The sequence below is a fragment of the Pseudodesulfovibrio halophilus DSM 5663 genome (assembly GCF_059568665.1).
Genome location: NZ_JCANTV010000015.1, coordinates 24,719 through 45,678 on the forward strand (window position 1 = coordinate 24,719; position 20,960 = coordinate 45,678).

At 58.6% G+C, this 20,960-nt stretch carries 23 protein-coding genes; 11 read left to right on the forward strand and 12 right to left on the reverse strand.

The window, feature by feature from the left end; all coding sequences use genetic code 11:
• The first annotated feature begins 3 nt into the window (after nucleotides 1-3).
• A complete protein-coding gene (locus tag BR24_RS14585; RefSeq protein ID WP_496542210.1) occupies nucleotides 4-912 on the forward strand; it encodes a hypothetical protein in 909 nt (302 codons plus the stop codon).
• Nucleotides 913-1,024: 112 nt separating this feature from the next.
• Here BR24_RS14585 and BR24_RS14590 read toward each other — a convergent pair whose 3' ends face one another.
• The gene (locus BR24_RS14590; RefSeq protein ID WP_496542211.1) at nucleotides 1,025-1,465 is read right to left on the reverse strand and encodes a hypothetical protein; all 441 of its coding nucleotides are present in this window, start codon (nucleotides 1,463-1,465) and stop codon (nucleotides 1,025-1,027) included.
• A gap of 60 nt (nucleotides 1,466-1,525) precedes the next feature.
• Between BR24_RS14590 and BR24_RS14595 the strand changes: the two genes are divergently transcribed.
• Nucleotides 1,526-3,184, forward strand: coding sequence for a response regulator (locus BR24_RS14595; RefSeq protein ID WP_496542212.1), 1,659 nt, complete (start codon nucleotides 1,526-1,528; stop codon nucleotides 3,182-3,184).
• Between the two features lie 37 nt (nucleotides 3,185-3,221).
• Here BR24_RS14595 and BR24_RS14600 read toward each other — a convergent pair whose 3' ends face one another.
• From BR24_RS14600 to BR24_RS14635, 8 genes are read right to left on the reverse strand one after another with little or no spacing between them, the layout of a single operon-like run.
• On the reverse strand, nucleotides 3,222-3,776 hold the full coding sequence (locus BR24_RS14600; protein WP_496542213.1) for a single-stranded DNA-binding protein: 555 nt from the start codon (nucleotides 3,774-3,776) through the stop codon (nucleotides 3,222-3,224).
• Between the two features lie 35 nt (nucleotides 3,777-3,811).
• Nucleotides 3,812-4,156 carry a hypothetical protein gene (locus tag BR24_RS14605; protein ID WP_496542214.1) on the reverse strand — a complete coding sequence of 115 codons (345 nt, stop codon included), beginning with the start codon at nucleotides 4,154-4,156 and terminating at the stop codon, nucleotides 3,812-3,814.
• Between the two features lie 9 nt (nucleotides 4,157-4,165).
• The gene (locus BR24_RS14610; RefSeq protein ID WP_496542215.1) at nucleotides 4,166-4,813 is read right to left on the reverse strand and encodes a biotin/lipoyl-containing protein; all 648 of its coding nucleotides are present in this window, start codon (nucleotides 4,811-4,813) and stop codon (nucleotides 4,166-4,168) included.
• 47 nt (nucleotides 4,814-4,860) lie between these two features.
• Nucleotides 4,861-7,128: an acetyl-CoA carboxylase carboxyl transferase subunit alpha/beta gene (locus BR24_RS14615; RefSeq protein WP_496542216.1), complete on the reverse strand. Its 2,268-nt coding sequence runs from the start codon at nucleotides 7,126-7,128 to the stop codon at nucleotides 4,861-4,863.
• 3 nt (nucleotides 7,129-7,131) lie between these two features.
• Nucleotides 7,132-8,541 carry a biotin carboxylase N-terminal domain-containing protein gene (locus BR24_RS14620; RefSeq protein WP_496542217.1) on the reverse strand — a complete coding sequence of 470 codons (1,410 nt, stop codon included), beginning with the start codon at nucleotides 8,539-8,541 and terminating at the stop codon, nucleotides 7,132-7,134.
• Between the two features lie 8 nt (nucleotides 8,542-8,549).
• A complete protein-coding gene (locus BR24_RS14625) occupies nucleotides 8,550-8,921 on the reverse strand; it encodes a PilZ domain-containing protein (RefSeq protein WP_496542218.1) in 372 nt (123 codons plus the stop codon).
• Between the two features lie 47 nt (nucleotides 8,922-8,968).
• Nucleotides 8,969-9,712: an OmpA/MotB family protein gene (locus BR24_RS14630; protein WP_496542219.1), complete on the reverse strand. Its 744-nt coding sequence runs from the start codon at nucleotides 9,710-9,712 to the stop codon at nucleotides 8,969-8,971.
• 3 nt (nucleotides 9,713-9,715) lie between these two features.
• Nucleotides 9,716-10,465, reverse strand: a complete 750-nt coding sequence (locus tag BR24_RS14635) for a motility protein A (protein ID WP_496542220.1) — start codon at nucleotides 10,463-10,465, stop codon at nucleotides 9,716-9,718.
• 98 nt (nucleotides 10,466-10,563) lie between these two features.
• Between BR24_RS14635 and BR24_RS14640 the strand changes: the two genes are divergently transcribed.
• From BR24_RS14640 to BR24_RS14650, 3 genes are all read left to right on the forward strand, one after another.
• Nucleotides 10,564-11,406 (forward strand): purine-nucleoside phosphorylase, encoded by an 843-nt coding sequence (locus BR24_RS14640; RefSeq protein WP_496542221.1) that lies wholly within the window; start codon nucleotides 10,564-10,566, stop codon nucleotides 11,404-11,406.
• A gap of 58 nt (nucleotides 11,407-11,464) precedes the next feature.
• A complete protein-coding gene (locus BR24_RS14645; RefSeq protein WP_496542222.1) occupies nucleotides 11,465-12,109 on the forward strand; it encodes a FlgO family outer membrane protein in 645 nt (214 codons plus the stop codon).
• A gap of 193 nt (nucleotides 12,110-12,302) precedes the next feature.
• A complete protein-coding gene (locus tag BR24_RS14650) occupies nucleotides 12,303-12,611 on the forward strand; it encodes a tetratricopeptide repeat protein (RefSeq protein ID WP_496542223.1) in 309 nt (102 codons plus the stop codon).
• Nucleotides 12,612-12,782: 171 nt separating this feature from the next.
• Here the strand turns inward: BR24_RS14650 and BR24_RS14655 are convergent, their stop codons facing one another.
• Nucleotides 12,783-13,190, reverse strand: coding sequence for a hypothetical protein (locus BR24_RS14655; protein WP_496542224.1), 408 nt, complete (start codon nucleotides 13,188-13,190; stop codon nucleotides 12,783-12,785).
• Between the two features lie 173 nt (nucleotides 13,191-13,363).
• On the opposite strand from BR24_RS14655, the gene aroL reads away from it, so the two are divergent.
• The 4 genes from aroL (at nucleotide 13,364) to aroC (ending at nucleotide 17,092) form a co-directional block, all read left to right on the forward strand.
• A complete protein-coding gene (aroL, locus tag BR24_RS14660; protein ID WP_496542225.1) occupies nucleotides 13,364-13,876 on the forward strand; it encodes a shikimate kinase AroL in 513 nt (170 codons plus the stop codon).
• A gap of 105 nt (nucleotides 13,877-13,981) precedes the next feature.
• A complete protein-coding gene (locus BR24_RS14665) occupies nucleotides 13,982-15,346 on the forward strand; it encodes a TrkH family potassium uptake protein (protein ID WP_496542226.1) in 1,365 nt (454 codons plus the stop codon).
• A 13-nt stretch (nucleotides 15,347-15,359) separates the two neighbouring features.
• Complete coding sequence (locus BR24_RS14670) at nucleotides 15,360-16,019, forward strand: potassium channel family protein (RefSeq protein WP_496542227.1); 660 nt, start codon at nucleotides 15,360-15,362, stop codon at nucleotides 16,017-16,019.
• Between the two features lie 8 nt (nucleotides 16,020-16,027).
• A complete protein-coding gene (aroC, locus tag BR24_RS14675; RefSeq protein ID WP_496542228.1) occupies nucleotides 16,028-17,092 on the forward strand; it encodes a chorismate synthase in 1,065 nt (354 codons plus the stop codon).
• A gap of 58 nt (nucleotides 17,093-17,150) precedes the next feature.
• Here the strand turns inward: aroC and BR24_RS14680 are convergent, their stop codons facing one another.
• On the reverse strand, nucleotides 17,151-18,725 hold the full coding sequence (locus tag BR24_RS14680; RefSeq protein ID WP_496542229.1) for a DEAD/DEAH box helicase: 1,575 nt from the start codon (nucleotides 18,723-18,725) through the stop codon (nucleotides 17,151-17,153).
• 324 nt (nucleotides 18,726-19,049) lie between these two features.
• On the opposite strand from BR24_RS14680, the gene BR24_RS14685 reads away from it, so the two are divergent.
• A complete protein-coding gene (locus tag BR24_RS14685; protein WP_496542230.1) occupies nucleotides 19,050-19,691 on the forward strand; it encodes a hypothetical protein in 642 nt (213 codons plus the stop codon).
• 165 nt (nucleotides 19,692-19,856) lie between these two features.
• A complete protein-coding gene (greA, locus tag BR24_RS14690) occupies nucleotides 19,857-20,348 on the forward strand; it encodes a transcription elongation factor GreA (RefSeq protein ID WP_496542231.1) in 492 nt (163 codons plus the stop codon).
• Between the two features lie 75 nt (nucleotides 20,349-20,423).
• Here greA and BR24_RS14695 read toward each other — a convergent pair whose 3' ends face one another.
• The gene (locus BR24_RS14695) at nucleotides 20,424-20,762 is read right to left on the reverse strand and encodes a hypothetical protein (RefSeq protein ID WP_018125320.1); all 339 of its coding nucleotides are present in this window, start codon (nucleotides 20,760-20,762) and stop codon (nucleotides 20,424-20,426) included.
• Nucleotides 20,763-20,960 lie beyond the last annotated feature (198 nt).

The following is a 20,960-nucleotide window of genomic DNA, read 5'->3' on the forward strand; positions in this document are numbered from 1 at the left end:
TCGATGCGTGAGCCGAGAAATATCGCGGAAACCGGTGAGGGCCCCATGGACCGCGTCTATCGGCTTGTCACGTACATTTTCGACCCGCTGCACCACTTCTGGGAGCGAGACACCACCCAGCGGGCGGTGGCTGGCGGCCTCATCGGGGTATTCCTGCTGGGACTCGTGGGAATTGAGCTGAATCGTCAGGGGCTCTTGCCGGAGCCCTTTGCCGCATCTACCCCGACCAGCCATTACATGGCCATCAATCTGGCTTTCACGCTGGTGCTCGTGGTCGAGGTCGTCGGGCTGATCTTCGCGCTGCCATGCTCCATTTCACGCGCTCTCGGCAAGCAGTTCGAGATTCTGGCCCTGATCCTGTTGCGCAGCTCCTTCAAGGAGCTTGCGGAGTTCCCCGAGCCCATCGCCCTCACGGGTCATATGGACGCTCTGTTGCGCATCGTTTCCGATGCAACGGGTGCGCTGCTCATCTTTGCCATTCTGGGCGTATACCTGCTCATAAACCGTCCGATCGAAGACGAGGGGTCAAAGGGGCAGATTCTGTTTCGCTTTGTCTCAGCAAAAAAAATCGTGGCTCTTTCGCTGCTCGTCGCTTTCATTGCGCTGGGAGTCAAAAGCTGTGTCATGCTGCTCCATAAAGGGGAAACCTTTGATGTTTTCCACGCCATGTTCACGGTGCTGATTTTCAGCGACATTCTGCTGGTGCTCATCTCTCAGCGCTTTCTCCCGCAGTTCCGGGCAGTTTTCAGAAATTCTGGCTTTGCCTTGGCAACGCTTCTGATTCGCCTCGCCCTGACCGCCCCCATCTATTACAACGCCCTCATCGGCGTCGGTGCAGCCATTTATGCGGTGCTCCTGACGCTCACCTACAATACCTTTTTTGCCCCGGGCAGAGCCGGTCACCGGAAATAATACCGGATATGTGGACAGTCTTTGTCCCTGTGTGCTACTTTAATCATGTTTTTTTAATCGCGTTGAACGTTTTTGAACGACTCAGCGTTACTTTCGGGGCATTGCGATGGTTTCAGATTCCGCTAGCAGCCACCCCGCCCACGAGGGGATAAACGCTTTTCTTCAGGAAGGATTCCCTGAGCATGAAGCCGGATTCAGGAACCTTCTGAAGGTATTGAACAGTCTTGATGCCATTGTCTATGCCACGGACCTCAAGACCGACGAAATCCTCTTTCTCAATCGTAAGGCGATCGAAACCCTCGGCATTTCCGTAGACTACAGCGGCAGCAAGTGTTGGAAGGTTCTTCAGGACGGCCAGAGCGGTCGCTGCCCATTCTGTACCAATGACCTGTTGCTCGACGAGCAGGGAGACCCGGGCGATTCCATCGTATGGGAGTTTCAGAACACGGTGAACGGGCGCTGGTACCTTATTCAGGACCGCGCCATTCCGTGGTGGGACGGAAGAATGGCCCGCCTTGAGATCGCCACGGACATCACCAGCCGCAAGCACCACGAAGACGTCCTGTCTTCACGAATCAACATTCTGAGTTCCGTCAGCCGGATAGCGGAGCGAATGCTTCGTGAAGGCGGCTGGAGGCAATATGTTCATGAAACCCTCTCCGAACTCGGACATGCCGCCAATGCGGACAGGGTGTACATCTTTCAAAACACCCGAACGCCCGATGGCCGGTTGGCCATGTCCCAACTGCATGAATGGGTGGCCTCAGGCATTGATTCGCAAATGGGTAATCCTTCCCTGCAGGATGCCGCCTATGATGAGGTGGGGGCAGAGCGTTGGAAACAACTTCTCTCCGGTGGCGAAATCATCAGCGGAGCCGTGGCCGACTTCCCCGAGGAAGAGCAGGCAGAGCTCGCACCGCAGGGCATCAAATCCCTTGTGGCTGTCCCCATTAACGCGGATGGTGAATGGTGGGGATTTCTTGGGTTGGACGATTGCAGCCGAGTGAGGGATTGGAATTTCGGAGAGGTCGAGGCTCTGAGCACGGCCGCACGTATCATCGGCAGCGCGATAGAACGGGAGCGGATGGAAGAGAGCATGTGCCGGGCCAACGATGAGGCCAAACAGGCGAGTGAAGCGAAATCGCAGTTTCTCGCCAATATGAGTCATGAGATCCGCACCCCTCTCAATGGTGTGCTGTCCATGCTCCAACTGCTGGCACATTCCGACCTGGACGAAGATCAGCAGGCGCTCCTGAATCATGCACGAACAGCCGGAGGAAGTCTCCTCGGCATCATAAACGATATTCTGGACCTCAGTAGAATCGAGGCCGGAAGGACCGAGCTTGAAGAGACGTATTTCGAACTCGGCGAAGTGGTTGAGGGTGTCCACGCATCGTTTGTCGACACTGCCCGCATGAAGGGGCTTCGGCTTGGGATGCAGATTGATCCCGAACTGCCGACGGCGTTTCTCGGCGATCCGGCCAGATTGCGCCAGATTCTGTTCAATCTTGTCGGCAACGCGGTCAAATTCACCCCGGAAGGCAATGTGGGCCTGACGGTCTCCGGACGAGAATTGAAGGACGGTAGGTATCGCCTTGATTTTTACATCCAGGATACCGGCATAGGGATTCCGAAAGACAGGTTGGATTCCGTTTTCTCCCCCTTCACGCAGGCGGACGAAACGTTCAACAGACGATTCGGCGGTTCAGGCCTCGGGTTGGGTATTGCACGAAGACTCTGCCGTCTCTTTGGCGGCGATCTCAACCTGACGAGCAGCCCGGGCAAGGGCACCGAAGCGCACTTCTGGATCACCATGCTCAAAAGCGATCCGCGCGTGGCTGAGGACGACCTGTTCGGTGCTCCGATGCAGACGCTTCAGAATCTTTCCATTCTGCTGGCGGAGGACAACAGGATAAACGCCATTGCTGCGAAACGGTTTCTTGAGTTGGCGGGCCATGACGTGATTACGGCGGGCAATGGTCTTGAGGCGCTGGAGGCGCTCGGAAACGACTCTTTTGACTGCGTTCTCATGGACGTCCAGATGCCTGAGATGGACGGCCTTGAGGCCATTTCCCGAATTCGTAGTGGAAATATCCCGGGAGTTGACCCGGATATTCCGATCATCGCTCTCACCGCTCATGCCATGAAAGGGGACCGCGAGCAGTTCCTCGACAAGGGGGCTGACAGTTATATTTCAAAGCCTTTCGAGGCGGAGGAACTCTTCAGCGTCCTCAACAACACGGTTGGGAAAAAGAAAACGGACGGAACCTGAGGTCCCGTCCGTTGGATAGCTCTTTGGGAGTCCGCAACTAGAAGGGGACGTCGTCCATTCCACTCGCCTCGGAGGGGAACGCCGGACCAAGGTCCTCTTCGGGCTGCTGTTGCTGCTGAGGCTGTTGAGGCTGCTGGTATCCGCCCTGCTGCTGGCCTTGAGCGTAACCACCCTGGTTCTGATACCCGCCCTGTTGCTGATAACCGCCCTGTTGCTGATAGCCACCGCCCTGCTGGCGCGGTTGCTGGTTATCTCTGGGGGAGTCCAGTCCCTGAACGCGGTCGGCCACGATTTCCGTGGTCCAGCGGTCCTGCCCGTTCTGGTCCTGCCATTTGCGGGTCTGCAGTTTGCCCTCGACGTTAACGAGGCTGCCCTTCTTCAGGTAGTTCCCGCAGAACTCGGCGGTCTGGCGCCATGCAACAATCCGGTGCCATTCGGTGCGGTCCACCCGCTGTCCGCTCTGCTTGTCGCGGTAGCCCTCGTCCGTTGCAACGGAGAGTTTGGCGAGCGCCTGCCCGTTGGCGGTGTAAGACAGCTCGGGATCGCGTCCCAGACGGCCTATCAGTATTACTTTGTTAAGGCTTCCAGCCATGATTTCTCCTCATCTTGAATTGTGGGATTCAAGTATCAAAATTTCGCTGCAATGTCTTCCAGCGCGTCGAGGCTGTCTTCAAGGACATAAGTCAGCTTGTCAGCCTCCTGTGGCTGCCAGTCCGCGAGACTGGAGCGGAGCTTCTGCAGCGTGTCGTGAGCGGCTGCAGCCTTGTCTTCTAGCGCCTCGACCCTGTCCTTGTCGATCAACCCGGCCTGACAGGCCGTCTGTACGGCCTCGGCCAGTTCCATGACGCCTCTTGCGGGCGTGATGAAGGTTCCGTCCTCCCAGACGAGTGTCGTCAGGGAAGGCCAGCGCTTCGCCACTTCCTTCTCATCAAAGGTCCAGGCCGAAACCCGTACCTGAAGAATGCCGCCCATGACTCCCTCCTATTCTTCCTCCCATTCGCTCTGGACGCGGTTGACCACGTCCTGAATGGTCGAGAGTTGGTCTTCCGGGCAGATGCCGAGCAGCGGTTCGCCGGCGTCGACGTTGTCGCCTCTGTGGAAGTATACGGAATAGATGATTCCATCGGGGCCGGTGTAAGCCAGCGGGGTCTCGCGCTTCATCCGGGACACAATGAGGATTTCCATGCCCTCGTGGACTTTTACCGACTGCTTGCCCGACACCTTGAGCTTCTGGTCCACTTCCGGAACGAAGTAGTACTTGGCCCGCTCAGGCGCGCGGAACAGGTGCAGGGCCTGCTGAAGAATCAGCTCGATGACTTCCTTTTTCGTCAGGAAGTGGCGAATGGTCAGAAGCTCTTCGCCGGCTTCCACGAACTGACCGTTCAACTCCGTGCGTACGGACTGAATCTCACCCTTCTCCGGGGCGTTGATCGGTTTGTTGTTTTTTTCGCGGGTGAGTGTTGCCACCTGCGTGCCCGGCTTTTCCATGTAGGAGCCGGAGCGGCCGACGACCTTGTCGCCGGTTTTCAGACCCGCAAATTCCACCACCCCGGTATGCGGGGCGCGGACGACTATTTCCTTGTAGGGAGATGCCTTGATCTCCTCAAGCAGTTCCTTGACGTTCAGCACGGGATTCTCCTCCCGGATATGTTTTCTTGAAGCGGTGCCACGCAGGGTCAGCGATAATAGAGGTTGCGTCCCCCCATGGTCAAGAGCGCTCTGTGCAGGTTGCCCTTGAGCTCGCGGCGGTCCCATATGCCGTGGATGTGCCCTCTGGACAAGGCGAGGTAGGCCTTGTGATAGTTCGGCGGCACTTCCATCCCGGTCGTTTCGGTAATGACGCCGGGGCCGGCAAAGCCGATGTTCGTGGACCGGATGGCGAACTGGTACGGCGAACAGCCGAGGAAGCTGGCCACCGGTCCGGCGTACGAGTTGGTGTCGTATACGACGAGGTAAAGGCCTCCCGCGTCGATGTAGCGGCGAACGGCCTGTGTGCAACGGGGCATCTGGATGACCCCGTTCACCCCTTCCTGAATGCGGATGCCTGCGGTTCCATGCACATAGGCAATGAGCGGGTAGCGCCGTTTCATGGCGCGCTCGCAGGCGCGGATGAACTTCTCTCCTTCCGCGGCTCCGACCGTGCCGCCCCGGAAGGGCGCGGTCAGCACGGCTACGACGGTGTCAATGCCCTCGAGGTTGGTCTCGAAGGTGATGCAGGCCGAGTTGAGGCCGGTGCGTTCCCGGGCCTGATCAATCTTGACCTGAAAACCTTCGTAGTTCAACGGGTTGACGGACTCTATCTCACGTCCGAATTCATGGGCGTGCGGGAAGTCGAAGACGTTGTGCAGGTACCACTGGTACTCCATGCGGAAGTGATGCCCGCAGTTCGGGCAGACGCCCGCGAACTCTCCGAACAGGTCCGGCGCCCATACGTCCGGGCAGCCGTGCGTGCGCACGTTGGGGCAGGACACCGTCTTGTCGTCTCTGCTTCTTGGGCTGATCCAGAGCCACTGGTCATCGCCGAGGTAGGCGCCCTCTTCGGGTTTTGAAAGCCGGGTCAGCTTCCTGATGTCCGCGTTCGTCCCGGAGCTTTCTCCAGTGGCGGTGCTTGACATGAGCTTCTTAACTGGCTTCACGAGACGTTCACTCACGAGGTGCACCTCTGCGGCCACCTCCTCCATGAAGCTGTCGAGCTTTTTCTTGTGCCGACCCAACATGTCGTGACGCACGAAGGAGTTCAGCGCCAGCCCGACATTTTCACACGATTCCGCGACGCGCTTCATGACGGAGCGGCTGTCGCGATGCGCGTGCAGGCTCATCTGACGGAACCTGTCCCATCGCTTTTCCACCAGACGCGTTCTTGCGCCTCGGGAAAGGCTCCAGCGAACGAAGATGCTCTCGGCGTCTGCGTCCCGTCCCCGCTTCTGCTGCTTGAGGGCGAGCGAGCGGAAGAGTTGCATGGACTTGACCCCGAGTACAGCCTCATTGGTGGACTGGATAAGCTCACGCCTGAGATCCTTGAAAAAATTGTAGTGGTGCGGCCTGGCCCCAAGAGGCGGCTCGTTGAGGATTCGGTCCACATAGCCGTTCTTCAGGTTATCCTCGGCCGTGATTCCGAGCTGTCGGGCGCATTTTTCCACCAGCTCCGCACCGGCCTTCCCGTCGCCGTGCAGGCCGCCTTCGATGGCGGCTGCTCCTTCAGGGGATATGACGGAGTAGTATCCGTGAGAAAGCATGATGCGCCTGTCGGCGAGCCCGATGGCCTCTGCGCCTCCAGAGCCGCCCTCGGAGATGGTGGCGATGACCGGAACGCGAAGAGCGGCCATTTCGTAAAGGTTCTTGGCGATTTGTTGTGCTGCGCCGGGATAGTCTTCTATGGGGTAGGAGCCGGGAGTAAAGATGAAGGCGTGGACGGGGATGTTCTCGGTTTCGGCCACTTTCATGTAGTGAAGCGCCTTGGCGTTTCCCCAGGGCTTGACCGAGCCGCCGTTCCTGAACTCTTCGCCGTGTCCCTTCTCCTGCCCTATGACCATGACGGACTGGTTGAACACCTTCTGCCCGACCCGTCTGGTGAGGTACGCGCGGGCAATGACCATGCTGGGGTCGATGCTGAACTCCCCCTGCCCGCCTATCTCGGAGTAATTGTCGTAGACATTCTCAAGGATGTCCTTGAGGCAGATGCGCTGGGGATGGCGGACGATGCGGACCTTGTCCATGGGGGACAGGCTCTGGTCCAGCTTCATTTCGAGAAAGTCGAACAGCCCCTCCATGTGGGCGATGTCCCGGGTCGGTTCGGTCCCGTTGCAGGACTTGAGCTTTTCAAGCAGTTCCTGAAACTTGGCCTCGAGAATGGTGACGCTGGCGCGGCCTTCACCGTCGCCGACGATGTCTCTGGCATAGTTCAAGCGGTCCCGGAGGGCCTGAATTCTCTTATCGCTGTCCATGCCCTAGAACTCCAACAGTGTCGCGGTACGTTCGCGAAGGTATTCGATGTTGGTGGCAAAGCCGCCGGCGCCCTCCCCTTCAAGAACGAGATGATCCAGAAATTCGATGCCGCGCCGCTTGGCCTCGGCGAGGTCGGCCCCGTGGATGATCGCCAGCGCGAGGTTCGGGTCGTACTCCATGGGGATTTCGTATTCGCGATCCGTGGGCACCTGCGTATGCATGGTGAGCCACGGCTGAGGCTGCCAGTCGAGGCGGGTGATGGTTCCGGAGCAGGGGGCGAAACGTTCGGCGGTCTTTTCGGCTATAATCCTGTATTCGATGCCGACACCTTCAAAGGAGATGTCTTCCTGACCGTATCCCATGGGCTGCCCGAGCGCCAGCCGAATCTGTTCGGCGATGAGATCGGTGCCGTCTTCGCCATTGATTCGCGAGACGGCAGCGGACACGCCGTTTTCCACCTGAATCCGCGTATTGACTTCCATGAGGAACGGTTCGCCCTTGGGCGTGACAATCCATTCCCAGGTTCCCACGGAGTCGTATCCCACCTCGGCGGCCATTTTCAGAGAATGGTCGATGACCGCCTCAAGCACTCCGGCCGCGTCGAAGGCATAGCCGAGCTCATCCGGCGCAAATCCCGGAGCCACCTCGATGCGCTTTTGTTTTCCCGTGGACTGCACCGAGCAGTTGCGAGTACCGAAGTGAACGTGGGAGTTGCCGTCTCTGGCCGAGAGCACCTGCACTTCGAGGTGGTTGAAATCGAAGATGCGCTGCTCGATGAGCACGCCCTCGTCGTTGAAATTTCTTTTGGCGTAGTTTCGAATGCGGCGGTACACGGAGCGGAATTCGTCCGGGTCTTCCACCTCTTCGATTCCCATGCCGCCGCCCCCTGCGGATGCCTTGACCAGCACGCAGGAATCTCTCATGCCCTGCTCGGCCTGAAAGGCGAACAGGGTCTCGGCTATCTCTTCGGCTTCGAGTTCGCTGTAGATGGGCCGGTCTGAGCCCGGAATGGTCGGCACGCCGAGGCCGCGGGCGATGCGCTTGGTGTTGATCTTGTCACCAAGGTCGCGGATGACCCACCAGGAGGGGCCGATAAAGAGCAGCGGTCTGTCGCGGCGAACCACCCTTCTCGCGAAACGGAAATCCTCGGCAAAAAAACCGTAGCCGGGATGTACGGCGGTGGCGCCGGTCTCGTCTGCCACGGAGAGCACTTCATTGGCGTCGAGGTAGGAGTGGATGCGGTAAAGCGACTTGTCGCCACCCAGTTCACGGGCAAGGGTGACATGCCCGGAATCCTTGTCGGGTTCGGTATAGAGAGCGACGAAATCGTGTCCGTGCTTGCGGCAGGCCCGCATGATGCGAATCGCGATTTCCCCGCGGTTGGCTATGAGGATGCGGTGTTTCTCAGCCAAAGACGCGCCTACTTGTTTTTTTGCTTCTTCAGGGCAATGAGTCTTTTTTGCACTTCGAGGACCAGCTTGTCCAGACGTTGTTGCTGTCTGCGGTCCAGCTGTTCGAAGTTGAGGCCGGCGATACCGTTTTCCGCAACACGAATGACGTTGGCCTTGATGTCGGAAAGAAAGAGCTTTCCGTTGAGCATGAGCTTCACCGGATGCGAGGTCCCCTCGCGCATGGCGGAATCACCCTCCACCGCGAAACCCGTCGCGGAGATGTCCTTGACCGGAAGCGTCTTGCCCAGTTCCAGAAACTCCACGGTCAGGCCGGGAACACGGGTTCGAAAGGCCCTGCGAAGTTTTTCTTCAGCATCGGGCAGGGATATGTTGAAATCCATTATTTCACCTCGATGATTCGTCCCCGGAAATCCGAGGGGGTAATCCCTTACCCTCCGGTAACCCGTTTTTCAAGCACGAACTCCACCCTGCGGTTCTTGGCGCGATAGGCCGGTGTCGTGTTCGGATAAATCGGGTTCATGTCCGCAAGGCCGGTGGCGGTGAGCCGTGACGGTTCAATGCCCATTTGCAGCAACATGCGGAGGACGTTCACCGCCCGCATGGCCGAAATTTCCCAGTTGTCCTTGAAACGTCCGCGACCACTCACGGGCGTATTGTCGGTGTAGCCGAGGATCTTGATGGTCTGGTCCGGGTGTTTGATGAAGAAGTCTCTTAGCTGGGACACCACCCTCTTCCCTTCCGGGCTGAGAGACACTCTGCCGGAGCCGAACATGACGTCCCCCGGAACTCGGATGGTTATCACGCCGTCCTCGAAATTCGCGCTGACGACACCCTCCAGCCCCTTGGTGGTCTGCAGGGTCTTGACTTCCGCAAAGACCTTGCGCTGCGACTCGATGATCTGACGACGCATGAGCGCCTGATCGATGAGAACCCCGGCCTCCTCGCGCGTGATGCGGCTGGTGGCGATTTCCTTCATCTTGCCCGAAAGGGCGTGCGTGACCGAGGAAAAGGTCTCGGAGAACTTGGTGGTGTCGATGGTGGACATGGAGTACAGCAGGATGAAGAAGACAAGCAGCAGCATGGACAGGTCGGCGAACGTCGTCAGCCAGTCCTGCTGGTCCCCTTCCTCTTCCTGAACGGGGATGTTGTAGAGGTCGTAGTCTTCCTTCACCGGCTACTCTCCGCGCTCGGAGGGCGACAGGAACGAGGAGAGCTTCTCGTAAACCAGTCGCGGGTTGTTGTTCTCGAGGATGGACTTGGCTCCCTCGAAGATGATCTCGAGGTTGAGCTGTTCCTGAAGCGTGCGCGCCTTGAGTTTGGCGGCGAGCGGAATGAAAATCAGCGTGGACATGGCCGAGCCGTAGAAAGTGGTCAGAATGGCCACTGCCATTGCCGGTCCGATGGTGGAGGGGTCGTTGAGGCGCGAGAGCATCTGGACAAGGCCGATGAGCGTTCCCATCATCCCGAAGGCCGGGGCGAGGCTGCCGAGACGCTTGAAGACGTCCTGCCCCACCTGGTGCCGTCTGCGCATGGAATTGATCTCGATGGCCAGCGTCGCGTGGATGAGCTGCGTGTCCGCGTTGTCCGCGATGAGCTGGCAGGATTTCTTGAGCACCATGTTCTCGGTCTGGACGTTTTCGAGGGCGAGCAGGCCTTCGCGGCGGCTGATTTCAGCCACCTTGACCATGATGTTCACCACGTCGCGTGCGCTGGTCTTTCTCTGATGAAAGACCTTGAACGCCGCCTTGACCGCCTGTAAGACTTCTTCAAAAGGAAAAGCGACCATGATCGATGCAAGGGTCCCGCCCACCACGATCATCATGCCGGGGACGTTGAGAAAGACGTCCACGGCGCCGCCGATGACAATGGCGCCCACGACAAGCCCCAAGCCGATGATGAGTCCGAGAAGGGTTGCTATATCCATCAGAAGTAAACCTGCCTTATGTCGGATATAAAATTAATCCGAGAAGTTGCAACTAAAACGGACACGGTTGAAACCACGTCCTCACAGGGAGAATGATCATGAGCAAGCGCAGGACCGTGCTGCAATCTGTTCGATATATACAGGAAAATGTGGGAAAAACACAACCCGCATGCGCAGGAATCGTTACAGGTTCGGGTCTGGGAGCCCTTGCGGATGCTCTGGAGGTCGACCACTCCATCCCGTATTCCGATATACCGGGCTTTCCCGTTTCGACTGTCGAAGGTCATGCCGGGAGGCTTGTCTTCGGTCGGGCTCATGGTCGAAACGTGGCCGTGATGCAGGGCAGAATCCATCTTTACGAAGGCTTCACGCCTGACGAAGTGGTTCACGGGGTCCGCGTCTTTCACGAGCTCGGCATCAATACGGTCATCCTCACAAATGCCGCCGGCGCCCTCGACCCCCGATTCGAGGTCGGGCGCCCCATGCTCGTTACCGATCACATCAATTTTTCCGGCGCGAGCTGTCTGACAGGGAAGAACGAGGATGAATGGGGCCCCAGATTTCCCGACATGAGCCGGGTCTATGACCCTGCCTTGCAGAAGCTGGCCGTCCACAAGGCTCTGGAATTGGGCATCCCTCTTGAGCGCGGTGTGTACGTACAGGTTCCCGGCCCCAACCTCGAGACCCCAGCCGAAACCCGAGCCTACCGGCGTCTCGGGGCCGACGCCATCGGCATGTCCACGGCTCTCGAGGCCGTGGCGGCCGTGCACTGCGGGATGCGTGTCATGGCGCTGTCCTGTCTGACGAACAAAAATGTCCCCGATGCCATGGAGCAGACGTCTCACGAGGCCGTGCTTGCCGCGGCGGAACGGGCTTCGCGCTCCATCGCGAACCTGCTCATGGAAATCCTAAAGGATATCCGTTATCCGTCCGATGAGTAGTCAGGACTCTCCCCGAATCCGGGGTTGTGCTGCGCAGAAAATCAATACGGGGTACTCAATGAACAAGGCGGCATGCGTTTTTCTCATTCTCTTTCTCGTTTCGGTGCTTGCCGCGAGTTGTTCCACCGTGAAGGACAGCGCGGTTTCAACCTATGAGTTCATCTTCGACCGGGAGCCGACTGCCACGCCGATCTTTCCCGATAAGGATGAAATCCTCGTGGAAGCCGCGTTCGACGCAGCCGACGATTTGAACTGGAACGTCGACCGAACTCTGCTGCCCGTGGATTCTCCCGTCTACGTCACCCGCTTCGTCAACATCGAAAACCCTGCCGATCGCTCTCCATTCGGAAAGGTAGTCTCAGAGCAGGTGGCTGTGGGACTGTTCCAACACGGCTGGCTCATTGCCGACGGCGCACCGCCCGAAAACCCTGTCGAAAAATTCGACAAGCAGGCTGAGGAGCATGAGGACGAAGGGCTCATGCTTCGCGAAAAAGAGTACAACCTACAGCCTTCGCTGCTTGTAGGGAATTTCGAGGTCGGCGACGGCTCCGTCCTCGTCCACGCCCGTGTGGTTCGACTTCGCGACCATCTTGTTGCGGCCGCTCACGCCTGGTCGCTGCCGATGAACCAGCGCGTACGCGATCTTCTCGGATTGTCCGACCCGTCCGAGAGCATGCAGCCCACCGTTCGTACCGAGTTCTGATGGATATTTCGCATCGGTGATCGAAAAACTCATCTTTTCCCTTGACGATGAAAACGATTTTCACTATCAGTCTAGTCAAGGCAAACGAAACCTCCTTGGAACCAAATGAAAGACACCTCCTCCATTCTTCACTGTAACCCGCCGGGACCGGCCCCCCCCTCGGTCCCGGCACTTTTCACAAAGGAGTACCTGAATGAATAACGCCAGGTTTGTGGGACATCTCAACCGTGAAGGAATGAAGGCTCTTTCCGATGGTGACTTGATGAATGCGAGGTTTCTGCTCCATCAGGCACTGGACAAGTGCCGACTTTTCAAGTCGCCGCTCAACGAGGCGAAAATTCGGAACAACCTCGGACTGGTTCTTCAGCAGGACGGCGACCTTCGCTCCGCCTCAGAGAATTTTGAAGCGGCGTTGAGGATTGTGAGGGACGAGGTCGGCGAGGATACAGGAATCTTCAAACGAATCGAAACCAACTTTCGCCGCTGCGGATGCGCAGCCTAGGAGGTAGTCATGAGCAACAGACCCACCCTTTCCTCCGGAGACAGGAAACGCTTCCTGAAGAGCGCTTTCAAGGCATTTGGCAACAGGTCGCTCCGTCACCCGAAGCACTCTCGGGAGCCCCAGGTTTCTCAGGAGAAATAGATTTCACAAACCCGGCTCCGGCCGGGTTTGTCATGACAGAAGGCTGTTGGCCAAAAGAAATACGAGCACCACCGCGATGGCCCCTCCGAGCAGCATGAGAGGCACCGGAACACTCCTGAACCGTTCCGGGACGTTGGGTGGCGCGGTTTCGAGGGCATCGGCTGTCCCTTCACGCAAGACCAGATGCAGGTTGCCTTTGTCGGTGACCGCCGCATACTCCCCGCGCGCAAAGCGTTCGCAATGCTCATCCAGAGCTTCTCGAGGAGCGGAATGGCCGTTCGGCATCGAGCTTTGGAGATATCCGGAGACCAACAGGGCTTCTTCGGGCGTTATGCCGTGCTGCAGCGCGATATCCGTAAAGAACTCCTGCATCGTATCGTTGTCGCGAAAAATGATCCGTGCCGTCTCAAGATTCATGGTGTAGAGTGCATGTTCCATGGCGCCCCCGCTGCTGCGCAGTTTCTTGACATCGAGAGCCTTTTCGTCCCGGCTCTTTTCAGTATTCAATGGTTACGCGTATTGTCCGACGCGTGCAAGCCCGCACCGCAGGAGGCTGCGTGAAACCATCCTTTGCCGTTGCCAGAGCCAGTGGCTTGAGCTATTTTGGGGATATGCGAAACATTTACCTGATAGGCCCTCGCGGTTGCGGAAAAACGACCATTGGCAAAAAACTGGCCGACAGGTTGGAAATACCATTTGTCGACACGGACGCCGTTTTTCTTGAGAGGCACGGCAGCATTGCTGATTTCGTCGCCCGCAACGGGTGGGACGCCTTTCGTGACGCCGAAGCAGAAATACTAGAAACCGTCTCCCGGGATTCCGGAACCGTAGTCGGATGCGGCGGCGGGATAGTCCTGCGCGAGAGCAACAGGGACCTGCTCAGAAAAGGATTCTGCGTCTACCTCAAGGCTTCCGCCGACGAGTTGACCCGCCGGCTCAAGGCCGACCCCTCCGAGGGACAACGCCCTTCCCTGACGGACCAAAGACTGGATGATGAAGTCAGGCAGGTGCTTCAGGAGCGGGAACCGCTGTATTTCGACTGTGCGAACCTCGTCATGAAGGTCTCCGAACCGTGGCGGATCGCTGATTTCGTAGCGGAAAAAGTCAGGGCCGGCTTTTTTTGATCCCCCGGGACCTTGGAAGGCTTCGCATCAAGACCTCCCGTTTTTCCTGAGGAATCCTCTTTTGAGGCGGTTGCCTTCCGTACGCGGCGGGCGTAAGGACGTGTGATGCGAACCAAGCTGCTGACGCCATTCTGGCTGCCGATTCATTTCTTCACCCTCGGCATTCTCACGGGGACGGTGCTGCTTCATGCCGACGCGGCTCACCCCGGCCAGACGCTTTCGTGGCTGGACAGCCTGTTTACGGCCACCTCGGCCATGTGTGTGACCGGACTGATCGTCGTGGACACGGGATCGTTTTTCTCCCCTTACGGTCAGGGCGTGATTCTCGCTCTGATACAGCTTGGCGGCCTCGGCATCATGACCTACACCAGCCTGGCGCTTTATCTGCTGGGCCAGCACGTCTCCCTTGCGGACCGGCTTGCGGTCAGCAACAGCCTACTGCACGATCCGGGTTTCAGTCTGAAGAGCTTCCTGCTGCGGGTCGTGATCGGAACCTTCGCCATAGAACTGGCCGGAACCGCCCTGCTTTATTTCTCTCATCCCGGCGGCTTCTCCCTCTGGTCCGCCTTCTTTCATTCCATCAGCGCGTTCTGCAACGCGGGCTTTTCGCTTCATGCGGACAGTTTGACCCGCTGGCAGGGCGACTGGCTCGTCTGCTCGGTGTTCATGTCGCTCATCATCCTCGGCGGCCTGGGCTTTTACGTCCTCAATGAGCTGGCCACCCGCATTGCGGACGCGGCCCGGCTTCGGCCGCCCAGAAACGGGGGCTGCTATTTCTTCACATGGCACACAAGTGTGGTGCTCAAGACCTCTGCCTTCCTCATAGTGGCCGGAACCGCAGCCATATTCTTTGCGGAAATGTACGGCGGCGGCTGGAACGAGCCGTGGCATAAGGAGCTGCTCAAGGCCCTGTTCAACTCCGTCACGAGCCGCACTGCCGGCTTCAATACCATGGAAATGGCCGATCTCACCAATGTTTCGCTCGTGCTCATTCTGATGCTCATGCTCATCGGCGGTTCCCCGGGCTCGTGCGCGGGCGGGGTGAAGACCACCACCTTCCGCGCCATCTGGGGGTTCATCGTCTCCCAGTTCAAGGGCGCTGAGCAGGCACGGGTAGGCCGTTTCGCACTGGACCTGCAGTCCATGCGGCGCGCCCTGACGCTGGTGGTCTTCGCGGGATTTATCGTGGGCTTCTCCGCCCTTGCGCTGGAGATCACCGAGGGCGGCGACCTGCCGCACCATATGGTTCGCGGGCACTTTCTGGATACGCTTTTCGAGGTTGTTTCCGCCTTCGGCACCGTGGGTCTTTCCACCGGCATCACCGACTCGCTTTCCGGTCCGGGCAAAGGTGTGATAATAATGCTCATGTTCGTGGGCAGGCTCGGTCCAATCTGGCTGCTCTCTGCCCTTCACGGCTGGCAGCGGCCACCCAGATACAAAGTACCCGAAGACAGCCTGCCGCTTGGCTGAATCAAGGATAAACATGACGAAACAACGCGAAATCGGAATAATCGGACTCGGCAAGTTCGGCGGTTCCCTAGCGCTGGCCCTTCAGGAACTGGAGGTAGACGTGCTGGCTCTTGACCGCTATGAGGCCAACGTGCGCCAGATGCGTGACCGGCTACCGCAGGTATTTCAGGCCGACGGCACGGACAAGGCCGCACTTGAGCAGCTGGGATTCAAGGACATGGAACAGGTCGTGGTGTCCATAGGCAGTTCCATGGAATCCAGCATTCTGGTGGTGCTGAATCTGCAGGACCTCGGGGTCAAAAACATCTGGGTCAAGGCCGTGAGTTCCCAGCACGAAAAGGTTCTGCAGCGCCTCGGGGTGGATTTCGTGGTCTTTCCCGAGCAGTTCGTGGCCAAGCAGATGGCCCATAGACTGGCGGTCCCCGGCATCATGGACTACCTCGGCCTTGGCGACGACGTGCTGACCCGCGAGATCGAGGTGGAGGAGTGGCAAGACCGCACGCTCCGCGATCTTGATCTCACGAATGAGCATCAGGTGCAGGTCGTGGCCATCAAGTACAAAGGCAGCGAGCATTTCACATTCGTCCCGAGTCCCGACAAACCGCTGGAAGAGGGCGACGTACTCGTGGTTCTCGGCAAGGCGGAAAACGTTCTCAAGCTCAAGAAAACCTAGGGGGTACGATGAGCGGCAACACTTTTGGCGAGCTCTTTACGCTCACAACCTTCGGTGAATCCCACGGCCCCGGACTCGGAGGCGTGGTGGACGGCTGCCCTGCCGGAATCCCCATGTCCGAGGAGATCGTCCAGCAGGAACTGGACCGTCGTAAACCCGGTCAGGGGGCGGCCTCAACAGCCCGCAAGGAGTCCGATACCGTCAGGATTTACTCCGGGGTCTTCGAAGGACAAACCACCGGCACTCCCATCGGTTTCGTTGTGGAAAACGAGGACCAGCGCTCCAGAGATTACTCGCGCGTCAAAGATGTCTTTCGCCCGGGGCACGCAGACTTCACGTATCACTCGAAGTTTGGTGGCGTGCGCGACTATCGCGGCGGCGGGCGCTCCTCCGGTCGGGAGACCGTGGCCCGCGTGGCTGGCGGAGCCGTAGCCCTTGAATTCCTTCGGACCGAGGGCATTTCGGTTTTCGCCTACACGACCGAGATCGGCGGCATCTGTGCTGAACCGGACGACCTGGAGAACGCCCAGAATCGCCCCTTCTTTTCGCCGGATGAAGAAGTGGTGGAAAAGTGGGAGGAGCGCATTCGGGAAGTCAAGGGACTCGGCGACACCCTTGGCGGTGTTGTGGAGGTCCGCATTGCCGGTATCGCTCCGGGGATTGGCGAGCCGGTCTTCGACAAGCTGGACGCGCGTCTGGCCTACGCCCTCATGGGCGTGGGCGCGGTCAAGGCCGTTGAAATCGGCTCCGGCTGCGAGGCGGCCCGAAAACTGGGCAGCGAAAACAACGATTACATGACCACCGCCGGTTTTTCGTCCAACAACGCCGGCGGCATTCTCGGCGGAATTTCAAGCGGGCAGGACTTGGTGGCCCGCGCGTTCATCAAGCCCATCCCGTCCATTGCGCAGGAACAGCACTGCATGGATGTGGAAGGAAAGCGGGTCTGCATGCGCATCGGCGGCAGGCACGATATATGCGCCATCCCCAGAATCAACCCGGTGCTGAAGGCCATGACCGCCCTCACGCTGGCAGACCTGATTCTCAGGGACCGTCGCCTCGGCGTCAGGCCCTGATCACACTCGGCTGAAATGTAAAAAGGGAGGACGCCGTCGGTGTCCTCCCTTTTTGCTTTTATTCGGAGCCCTTGTTTTCCGCGGGCTTCTTCTTGCGTCTGCGCGGCCTGCGCTTGCGCTTGGGCTTTTCTTCCGAGCCGCCCTGATCAGCAGAAGGTTTCCTGTCATCGGACGGCTTCCTGTCATCGGAAGACTTGCGATCCGATTTGCCCCTGCTCTTTTGCGGGCTCTTCTTCGGCTGCTCGGAAAGCGGCACTTCGGGCGGGGTGTGCAACGACTGCTGATAGAATTCATCCATCAGCATGCCCAGCAGCACCAAGGTGTCCTCTTCCTCTGCGAAGCGTTTGGCGATGTCCAGAAAGCGGGAAATGCGCTCGCCCTGAAAATAGGTCAGGTCGCGACGCTTCTTTTCGAGCATGGCCGTGAGGCGCTCTTCGATGACCGATGCCACCTCTTCATCGTCAGGGATTTCGCGCTCGACGAGGTTGATCTTGAACTTGGCGGCAATGCGCTTGAGTTCGGCCTTCTGGACGAGGTCCACGAGCGTGATGACGGTTCCGGACGCGCCTGCCCTGCCGGTCCTGCCCGCGCGGTGAATGTAGGACTCGGGGTCCTCCGGCGGTTCGAACATGAAGACATGGGAGAGCTCGGGGATGTCGATGCCGCGTGCCGCAACATCGGTGGCCACGAGAATCCTGAGTTGACCTTCGCGGATACGGTTCAGCACGCTCTCGCGCTTGTTCTGCGAGAGGTCCGCGGTCAGCGGCTCGGCGTCGAAGCCGAACTGCTTGATGACCGTGGCCACGAATTCCACGTTTCGCTTGGTGTTGCAGAACACGATGGCGGACGTGGGGTTCTCGGTCTCGATGAGCTTGAGCAGATGGCGCTCCTTGCCCATGGCCGGAACTTCGTAAAAAATGTTTTCGATTTCCGCGACGTTGACCTGATCCTGTGAGAGGCTCAGGAAATCCGGGTTATCAAGGAACTGGTCTGCGAGCCGCAGCACCACGGGCGGGTACGTCGCGGAGAACATGAATGCGCCGGCAAGCCTTTTGGGGAGAAACGCCTGAATCCGCTTCATGTCCGGATAGAAACCGATGGAGAGCATGCGGTCGGCTTCGTCGAAAATGAGAACCTGCAGCTTGTTCAGGTTCAGGGAGCCGCCCTTGAGGTGGTCGAGCACACGACCGGGCGTTCCCACAACGATCTGAGCGCCTTCGGAGAACGCGTCGAGCTGGGCCTTGTAGCCCACGCCGCCGTATACGGCCACGACGTTGATGCCGGAATCGCCGGCAAGGTTCTCGGCTTCCTGAGCCACCTGTTTCGCGAGTTCGCGGGTGGGAACCAGCACGAGGGCCTGACAATCTGTGGATTCGGGCTTTATGCGGTCGAGAAGCGGCAGCACGAAGGCGCCTGTCTTTCCCGAGCCGGTGCGGGCCTGAACCATGACGTCGCGCCCATGCATGACATAAGGCAACGCCTTTTTCTGCACGGGCATGATGTCGGACCAACCCACGCGTTTGCAGGCGTCCATGAGCGGTTCGGGCAGTTGATCGAAGGAAATTTCTGGAAGTTGTTCGGAGCCCTTGCTTTCGGTTTCGGCTCCCTGATCGGGTCTGGTTTCGTCAGTCATATGGTGATGTATACTCCTGTTCGGTGCGGTAATCTCGCAATCCGTGTTCATACGCCTACCCGAGATACGGCTCAAGAGCAAGGCTCAGACCCGGCACCAAGTATTATATAAGCGATTCTTCGCCGCATTTCCGGATAGACGGGCGCAGCGCTCCGCTTCGTCTCTCTGTCTCCGTTGGCTTTACTCCTTCGCGTCCATGATGCATTGTCCACCGCCATGAAGGCTTTTACATCGAAAACCGTTTCCTGCGAAGGTTTTTGCGCCCTGTGCGGCACTCGCCACACTTTGGCCGCCGGACCGGCCCTTGAGGCGTGCCGAGGGCTCATGGACGACCTGGAACGTCATGGACGCATAGACTGGCAAATGCCGGAGGGTGATCCCAGACTTTCGATCGCCCCACTCTTCGGAGAGGCCCGCGGCCAGATGTTCGGAGTGATGGTCTTCAGGGATGCTGACGGCACTCACGGCGTATCCAAAGCCTTTTCGGGCCAGTTCAGTGGAGTCTGGTCCGTTGAAGGTTGGGCGCCGCCTCTTGTCGACCAGAGGTCCTTCGACAATCTTTCTGAAGACATAGAGCCCGAGATCAAACGTCTGGGACGCCGCATAAACAGGCTTGATGTTCACGATCCCCTGCGCGTGGAGCTCAAGCGAATGCGCCGCGAGCTCTCGTCCCAGCTCATGCGGGAACTACATGACCTGTATACCCTTACGGATTTCAGGGGGAACACAGCTCCGATCCGGCAGGTGTTTCAGGGAAGCGGGATCCCGACCGGAACCGGGGACTGTTGCGCGCCCAAGCTGCTCCGACAGGCCGCGCTCAACGGCTGGCGTCCGCTCGGCATCGCGGAATTCTTCTGGGGCCGGGAGAACCGCTCCGGCAGCAGACAGCATGGCCGTTTCTACCCTGCCTGCGACGAGAAATGCCGCCCGATAATGGGGTTTCTGCTCTGCGGTTTGCAGGGCTAAACTCCTGAATAGCCAGAAGGACCTTCTCCATCCGATTTCTCTTGACCACTCGTTGCGCTTGACTTAGGGATACTGGTTTGCAGTCGCGCACCACTACCAATCCAGCCGCCGAGGCGGCGGCCGGTGTGCTTTACTATTATCAACAGAAATCAAGGACTGAACACCATGAGCCGCATTCCCATTTCGATTCAGGGTTACGAGAGCGTCAAGAAGGAACTGGACGAGCTGAAGAAGGAACGTCCGGGAGTCATTCAGGCCATCAAGGAAGCCCGCGAAGAAGGCGACCTCAAGGAAAACGCCGGATACGACGCCGCCCGTGAACGTCAGGGCATGCTGGAGGCCCGCATCAGCCACATCGAATCCCGCATGCCGTATTTCGACGTGATCGACCTCGACAAGCAGAACAGCGATGAGATCGTATTCGGCGCTACCGTCGAGATCGAAGACATGGAGACCGAGGAAGTCAAGAAATACACGCTCCTCGGCGCTGACGAGGCCGATTACAAGAACGGCACCATCTCAATTATGTCTCCGGTGGCGCAGGCGCTGCTGGGCAAGATGGAAGGTGACGAGATCGTGGTTGACGCCCCGCGCGGGAAGATCGAATATGAGGTCATCTCCGTCAAGTACGAGGGCGCAGCCGCAGTCAAGCGGTAGCGGCCCCACCGTCCATGCGAACACCAAAAAGCCCCCCTCCCTTACGGGACGGGGGCTTTTCCATTCTTGGCCCCGTTACTTCTTGACGGGTTTCAGGCGCACTGCGGTACCGTAGCAGGAATAGTATTTGTCCCCTTCCGGATGGAACGAGACATTTTCGCGATAAGCGATGATGGCGTCCGCATTGACGTCAACCGCCTGAGCCAGCAGGCCGTAGAAGGCGTTGTCGAAAATGTAGCTGCGACAGACGATGAGGCCGAACGCACCGGCAATCTCCCGGCCCGGCATTTCATCGGTGGTCACGATCTTGATCTTGCCGCCCAGATAGAGGTTCTTGGCAAGCTCAAGCCGCTGGTCGTTCTTGCTCTCTTCCTTGTATACGGGCTTCTTCGGCCCGCCGAATATCAGCGCCATTGGAGAATCCTTGGATTTGAATCGGTTGTGACTAGGGATTCATATCCCATGATCAATGGATTCATCAAGCCCCGCGCCCCACGGAAAAAGCCTGCATGAGCAACCGCGTTTCCGCCATGAACGTGCCCTGATTGCACGCATCCAGTACTGTCGCGTCTTCCCACCCGTTTTCCCGCAGTTCCTCAAGGGCCGTTTCCG

Excerpts from the sequence above, each read along its gene's own strand:
- BR24_RS14585 (WP_496542210.1), top strand. The coding sequence starts at position 4 with ATGCGTGAGCCGAGAAATATCGCGGAAACCGGTGAGGGCCCCATGGAC.
- BR24_RS14595 (WP_496542212.1), top strand. The coding sequence starts at position 1,526 with ATGCTTCGTGAAGGCGGCTGGAGGCAATATGTTCATGAAACCCTCTCC.
- BR24_RS14600 (WP_496542213.1), bottom strand. The coding sequence starts at position 3,776 with ATGGCTGGAAGCCTTAACAAAGTAATACTGATAGGCCGTCTGGGACGC.
- BR24_RS14605 (WP_496542214.1), bottom strand. The coding sequence starts at position 4,156 with ATGGGCGGCATTCTTCAGGTACGGGTTTCGGCCTGGACCTTTGATGAG.
- BR24_RS14615 (WP_496542216.1), bottom strand. The coding sequence starts at position 7,128 with ATGGACAGCGATAAGAGAATTCAGGCCCTCCGGGACCGCTTGAACTAT.
- BR24_RS14625 (WP_496542218.1), bottom strand. The coding sequence starts at position 8,921 with ATGGATTTCAACATATCCCTGCCCGATGCTGAAGAAAAACTTCGCAGG.
- BR24_RS14635 (WP_496542220.1), bottom strand. The coding sequence starts at position 10,465 with ATGGATATAGCAACCCTTCTCGGACTCATCATCGGCTTGGGGCTTGTC.
- BR24_RS14640 (WP_496542221.1), top strand. The coding sequence starts at position 10,564 with ATGAGCAAGCGCAGGACCGTGCTGCAATCTGTTCGATATATACAGGAA.
- BR24_RS14645 (WP_496542222.1), top strand. The coding sequence starts at position 11,465 with ATGAACAAGGCGGCATGCGTTTTTCTCATTCTCTTTCTCGTTTCGGTG.
- BR24_RS14650 (WP_496542223.1), top strand. The coding sequence starts at position 12,303 with ATGAATAACGCCAGGTTTGTGGGACATCTCAACCGTGAAGGAATGAAG.
- BR24_RS14655 (WP_496542224.1), bottom strand. The coding sequence starts at position 13,190 with ATGGAACATGCACTCTACACCATGAATCTTGAGACGGCACGGATCATT.
- aroL (WP_496542225.1), top strand. The coding sequence starts at position 13,364 with ATGCGAAACATTTACCTGATAGGCCCTCGCGGTTGCGGAAAAACGACC.
- BR24_RS14665 (WP_496542226.1), top strand. The coding sequence starts at position 13,982 with ATGCGAACCAAGCTGCTGACGCCATTCTGGCTGCCGATTCATTTCTTC.
- BR24_RS14670 (WP_496542227.1), top strand. The coding sequence starts at position 15,360 with ATGACGAAACAACGCGAAATCGGAATAATCGGACTCGGCAAGTTCGGC.
- aroC (WP_496542228.1), top strand. The coding sequence starts at position 16,028 with ATGAGCGGCAACACTTTTGGCGAGCTCTTTACGCTCACAACCTTCGGT.
- BR24_RS14680 (WP_496542229.1), bottom strand. The coding sequence starts at position 18,725 with ATGACTGACGAAACCAGACCCGATCAGGGAGCCGAAACCGAAAGCAAG.
- BR24_RS14685 (WP_496542230.1), top strand. The coding sequence starts at position 19,050 with ATGGACGACCTGGAACGTCATGGACGCATAGACTGGCAAATGCCGGAG.
- greA (WP_496542231.1), top strand. The coding sequence starts at position 19,857 with ATGAGCCGCATTCCCATTTCGATTCAGGGTTACGAGAGCGTCAAGAAG.
- BR24_RS14695 (WP_018125320.1), bottom strand. The coding sequence starts at position 20,762 with ATGGCGCTGATATTCGGCGGGCCGAAGAAGCCCGTATACAAGGAAGAG.